1 protein-coding gene is annotated in these 6496 nt (G+C 62.4%); it reads right to left on the bottom strand.

What is annotated here, in order from left to right; translation table 11 throughout:
• A partial coding sequence (locus tag ACFQ6Y_RS30300) for an amino acid adenylation domain-containing protein (protein WP_378640530.1) occupies positions 1-6496 on the bottom strand: 6496 nt, incomplete at both ends.

The following is a 6496-nucleotide window of genomic DNA, read 5'->3' as shown; positions in this document are numbered from 1 at the left end:
CAAACCGACCATCCAACACATCCACCAACGTCAAACCCCCCACCACCACCCCCACACCATCCCAACCACCCACCACCAACCCACGCTCACCCGCAACAAACACGTCGACCTCGCCGACCGTTGTGTCCGCGTCCTCTGCGATGGCGGTGAGAATCCGCGCCAAACGCTGTGCGAAGGTGTCGACCGCTGCGCGTTCGAAGGCTGCAGGCTGGTATCGCAGACTCAGGTGCAAAGCGGGCTCGGCGATCGAAAGCAGGGTGAGCGGGTAGTGCGTGGCATCGCGGGCGTCCACAGTGGTGACTCGCATCCCGGCGATGTCGGCGTTCTCATCCATCCCCGAAGCGTCGACGGGATAAGACTCGAAGACCGAGAGCGTGTCGAACAGGTTGCCCATCCCCACCCGTGCCTGAATCGAGCCGAGCCCGACATAGTGATGCTCGAGCAGTGATACCTGCTCGTCCTGTAGTCGAGCGAGCAACTGGGTCCACGTCTCGTCCGGATCCAGTTGCACACGTACGGGCAACGTGTTGATCAGCAGTCCCACCATGTTTTCCACACCAGGTAGTTCGGGTGTGCGTCCCGAGACCGTGGCGCCGAAGACTACGTCTTCGCGGGACAGCAATCGGGACAACAGAACACCCCACGCGGCTTGGACCACCGTGTTCATCGTGATCCCGCTGCGCTGGACCAGTGCACTGAGTCCGTCGACTACCGGTTCAGGCAGATCGACGATTACTTCCTCGGGCACGCCCTGCTCCACGTTCGGTGCTGGATCTGCCAACAGGGTCGGCTCCTCGACGCCCCGCATGGCGTCTTCCCATACCGCGAGCGAGGTGTCGGGATCGCGGTCCGCCAACCACTCCAGATAGGTGCGGTACGACGGGGACTCGGGAAGATCGGGCGGAACTCTGTCGACCGGGAGACCGTCGGCGGCGTATCGCATCAGCAGTTCCCGTACCAACAGTGGCATCGACCAACCGTCGAGAACAATGTGATGGTTTGTCACCGCCAGTACGCACCGCGTCGCGGTGGTTCGCAGCAACGTCAGCCGCAGCAGTGGCGGCGAGGCCAGGTCGAAGGGGGCTCTGCGATCCTCGTCGAGGCACCGCCGTAGCTCTGCTTCGGTAGCCGATCCTTGTTCGGTGAGATCTACTTCGCTCCATGGAATCTCCGCGTCGTCGACGATCAACTGGGCTGGTACACCGTTACTGTCGTAGACGAACGCCGCCCGCAGATTCGGGTGGTCGACCAACAGTCCGGCAGCAGCGCCGCGCACACGCTCGGAATCAACCACTCCTTCGAGTTCGACACACAGTTGAGCTGTGTAGACATCGGTGGACGTTGCCGCCAGTGAAGCATGGAACATCAACCCCGCCTGAAGAGGCGACACCGACCAGACATCGTTCAATGCCGGGTAATCCCCCTCCCAACCTTCGATCTGTTGCTGGTCGACCGAGACCAGCGGGATGTCCGACGGTGTGAGACCACCCGCACCGGGTCGCGATGCATGAGCGGCCAGACCATCGAGCGCGAGGCCCCAGAGGTCCGCGAACTCCGCGACGTCCGACTCGTCGAGTACCCCGCGTGGAAATGCAAACGACGCTGTCAAGCACGGGCCGTCGGGACCGTCCTCGACGGCCGCGTTGATGTCGATCACCGACGCCACCGGCATGGAACGATTCTGTGTTCCACCGAGTTTTCGATTGCCTTCGACCGGCAGCCAGTCCTGCGCTCCGTCGGAGGTGCTCACCCGACCCAGATAATTGAAACTGATTTGAGGAGAACGGTATCGGCTGAGGTTCTCCGCGTCTTCGGACAGGTACCGCAGCATGCCGTATCCGATTCCGTGGTCCGGGATCGCACGCACGTGCTCCTTGACGACCTTGACGGCGCGCCCCGCTTCGCCTCCACCTGCCAGTGCGTCGTCGACATCGATCCCGCCAAGATCCAATCGCACCGGGAAGAGCGTGGTGAACCAACCGACGGTGCGAGAGAGATCTACGCCGGGAACGGCATCTTCTTCACGTCCGTGGCCTTCGAGACTGATCAGCGCGTCGGAGGCATCGATACCCCGGCGTCGTCGCCACCCGATTGCTGCCAGCACAACAGCCGTGAGGAGCCCGTCGATCACGCCGGCGTGGAATGCCGCAGGAACCGTGGTGAGGAGGTTCCTGGTCGCCGAAGGCGAGATGTCCACTGTGACGGTGTCGACCGTGTCGTCGACGTCGATCGTGGGATCGAGTGGGCGCGAACCGATCACCGGGTCATCGCCGTCCAGGATCGTTTTCCACATGTCCAGTTCGACGCTCCGGTCGCCCACGTGCTCGACAAGCCCATGCGCCCATCGCCGGAACGACGTTCCGATCTGTGGCAGTTCGGGCGTGACACCGGACCGCAGTTGCGCTGTCATCGACGCCAGGTCTGTGACGAGAATGCGCCAGGAGACGCCGTCGACAACCAGGTGATGAATCACCAGCAGTAGCCGGCCCCGCTTGTTCGGCACATCGGGATTGTCAGCAACGTCGAACCAGACAACGCGAACCACGTCGGCGGAAGCAGGATCCAAGCGCTCGGCCGCGGCTTCGAGTTCCCTCGACACCAAGGCGGTGAAGTCGTCGTCGTCCACCGCGTCGACCCTCACACGACGGATCAGTCCTTCAGCCGAGATCGAGCCGGGCGGTGGAACTTCCATGACCCGCTCACGCTCGACCAGGCGTGCTCGGAGCATGTCGTGCCGGTCCAGCAGCGCCTGGACGATACGGACAAGGACGTTCTGGGTGAGATCACCGGGAGCTGTCAGCAAGAGCGCCTGGGAGAACCGGCTCAGTTCGCCGCCGAACAAGCCGCCGCTGCGGTCGAGCATCCACTGTGCCACCGGCGTCAACGGAACAGTACCGATGCCCGATCCGGGCAGCTCCGCGAGAACTTCCGATCCGTCGCGCTCGAATTTCGCCGACTCGGCTAGCGCGGCAACAGATTTGTGGACGAACACATCTCGAGGCGAGAAGGTCACACCTGCATCGCGAGCCCGGGCCACCAATTGGATGGACATGATGCTGTCGCCACCGAGCTCGAAGAACGAATCGTGCACTCCTACTGTTTCCACGCTGAGCACCTGCGCGAACAGGCCGGCGAGTAGATTCTCGGTTTCCGTTCGGGGTGGCCGATCAGGAGAGGAGGTGGACGAAAAATCGGGTGCGGGAAGCGCTGCGCGGTCAAGTTTTCCGTGAACCGTCAGTGGAAGCGCATCGAGTATCACCACGGCCACAGGCACCATGTACGACGGCAGCCGCTTGCCTGCATGCGCGAGGACGCCACGCGTATCGATACTCGCTCCCCGATCAGGTACCACGTAGCCGATCAACCGATCGCTACCGTCTCCGTTCCAGACGTCCGTCACCGCCTGGGTCACGCGCGGGTGCGACTGCAATGCCGCTTCGACTTCCCCGAGTTCGATGCGGTACCCACGGATCTTCACCTGGGAATCCGTACGCCCGAGGTACTCCAGCTGTCCGTCAGTAGTCCAGCGCACCCGATCGCCCGTGCGATAGATCCGGGTTCCCGGCGGACCGAACGGATCAGCGACAAACTGCGTGGACGTCAGTGCGGAACGCCGGTGATAGCCGCGTGCCAAAGCCTGCCCGGCAAGATACAACTCCCCGGCGACACCCACCGGCACCGGGCGAAGCCGCGAATCCAGCACTACCTCGGCAAATCCCCGAATTGGCGCACCGATGGTGACCGTTTCGTCAGGCGTCAGCGCTGCGCTGATACTCGACACCACCGTCGCCTCGGTCGGGCCGTAGGCGTTGAACATTCTTCTGCCCGACGCCCAGCGGGTCACCAATTCCGATGGACACGCCTCTCCGCCGGTGACGACGCATCCGACTGTGGTGAGGCCGTCGGGATCGACGGACGCCAAAGCCGCCGGAGTGACAAAACAATGAGTGACGCGCTCGCGCTCCAGTAACTCCGCCAGATCCGACCCGCCGTAGACGGTCGGAGGCACGACCACCATGGTGGCTCCGGCACCAACGGCCCACAAGAGTTCGAGAACCGAGGCGTCGAAACTCGGCGAAGCGAAGTGCAGGATTCTGGATCGAGTCGTGGCAGCAAAAGTCTCGCGCTCCTCGCGAGCAAAGTTGCTCAACCCGCGATGCGTGACCGTCACACCCTTGGGCGTTCCTGTAGATCCCGACGTGTAGATCACGTAGGCCGGATTGCCGGTTCGAATCCGTGTCGTCCGATCCGCGTCGGTGATTCTCGACGGCGAGTACGTCGACAACCGTTCCGCCACTATCTCGTCGTCGAGAACCACCCACGGCACTCGGTCGGCGAGCACACCGCGATGCGCCCTGATGGTCATTCCCCAGGCTGCGCCGGAGTCGCCCAACATGTACTCGATACGTTCAGAAGGATGACTCGGGTCCACGGGAAGGAATGCCGCACCGGTCTTGGCAACGGACCACACTGCCAGAACGGACTCGACGGAACGTGGGACGCACAGCGCGACCATCGACTCGGGGCCCACTCCGGATTCGATCAGCATGCGGGCCAACCGGTTCGACTGTGCGTCGAGTTCGCGGTAGGTCACTTCATGCTTCTCGAATATCAGTGCGACGGCGTCGGGATCGTGGGTGGTTGCCATATCTGTTGCTGCAGTGAGCAACGCCGATAAACTCTGTGCCGCGGCGGAAACCTCACCTCGAACAGGAACCAGTTCGATGTGCTCACGGGTGTCGAGGATGTCGATATCTCCGATCTGCGAGTGCGGATCGGAGGTCACGTTATCGAGTATCCGCTGCAAGCGACCGGCGAAGGACCCTACTGTTCTCTCGTCGAAAATATCTGTGGCATATCCGAATTCAGCGTGGATGCCGCCCGGTTCGCCGGTATCGTCGACGGTCTGCGATACCGTCAACTGCAGATCGAAGTTGATGGTGTCGATCGCGACGCCGACGTCGGTCACCTGCAGGTTGGGGAGTTCAAGTCCGGGCCGCTCGATGTCTTGGAACTCCAGCATGACTTGAAACAGGGGCGAGTATGCCGTCGAACGTGAAGGATTCACGTTCTCGACGACTCGTTCGAACGGCACGTCGGCGTGAGTGAAGGCGCTCAGATCGATGCCTCGGACCAGGTCGAGGAACTCCCCGAAAGTCGTCCCGCGGTTTACTGCAGTGCGCAAGACCAATGTATTGACGAACATCCCCACCAGTTCGTCGAGCTCTCGCTCCCCACGCCCGGCGATCGGAGTTCCGACGGCGACGTCGGCGGTATCACTCAGTCGTGCCAACATCACGGCCAGGGCTGCGTGCACGACCATGAAGATCGTGGCGTTGTGCTGGCGGGCAAGGCCGATCAGACCGGCATGAATCTCCGAATTCACCACGAACCGAACCCGCCCGCGTCGAAGCGAGCGCACATCACCGCGCGGTCGATCGGTGGGAATGTCGAGAACCTCCGGTGCGCCGGCAAGATTGTCGACCCAATAGCCGAGTTGTGTCGAGACCACGGACTGCTCGTCGGATTCCGAGCCCAACCAATCACGTTGCCACAACGCATAGTCGGCGTACTGGATCGCCAGCGGCGCCCACTCGGGCGCCTCTCCCTTCACTCGGGAGGCGTAGGCGCTCATGAGATCGCGAGCCAGCGGCGCCGTGGAGAAGCCGTCTGCGGCGATGTGGTGTACCACGATCACCAGGACATGCGTCGGGACTTGATCACCCCCACGTAACAGAGATGCGCGCAACGGGACCTGCCGTGCGACATCGAAGCCCTCCGAGACAAGGCTGCGGCACCTCTCGCGCAGTTCCTCCTCGCCCGGCACAATTGTCGGTACGAGGTTTGATAGGACCTGTGAGGAAGACACGATCACTTGACGTGGGCCGGCGTCAGTGAGCGGGAAAATTGTGCGTAGAGACTCGTGCCGGTCGACGACGTCGCCAAATGCCGCGTGAAGTGCGCTGACATCCAATTTGCCGTCCAGCCGTAACGCACACGCGATGTTGTACGCGGCGGAATCAGGGTCGAACTGATTGGCAAACCACATCCTCAGCTGCGCAGGTGAAAGCGGGATATCCGTGGTCGCACCCCGCGGTCTCAACGGCGGCTTGACTCCGACGCCGCCACCGGCGTCCCCTCCGCGTGACTGCGCCAACTCGGCCAGCGCTGCCACGGTGGACGCGTCGAAAACGTCGCGGATACTGATCCGTTCTCCGAGAACCGAATTCACCCGTGCAACCAACCGCGTCGCACCGAGAGAGTTACCACCGAGAGCAAAGAAATCATCGCGCACACCGACCCTCGATATTCCCAGTAACTCGCCGAAAACGATGGCAACGGTCTCCTCGAAGGGCGTACGCGGTGCAACATAGTGAAGCGGAGGAGGATCAAAGTCGATATCCGGTAGGGCTTTACGGTCCAACTTCCCATGCACCGTCACCGGCAACCCATCCAACACCACCACCACCGACGGCACCATGAACCCCGGAAGAGA

The organism is Rhodococcus sp. NPDC056516 (assembly GCF_042794655.1).
GTDB lineage: Bacteria > Actinomycetota > Actinomycetes > Mycobacteriales > Mycobacteriaceae > Rhodococcus_F.
Note: the sequence above shows the minus strand (reverse complement) of the source record. Positions and strands in the feature narration are given on the sequence as shown.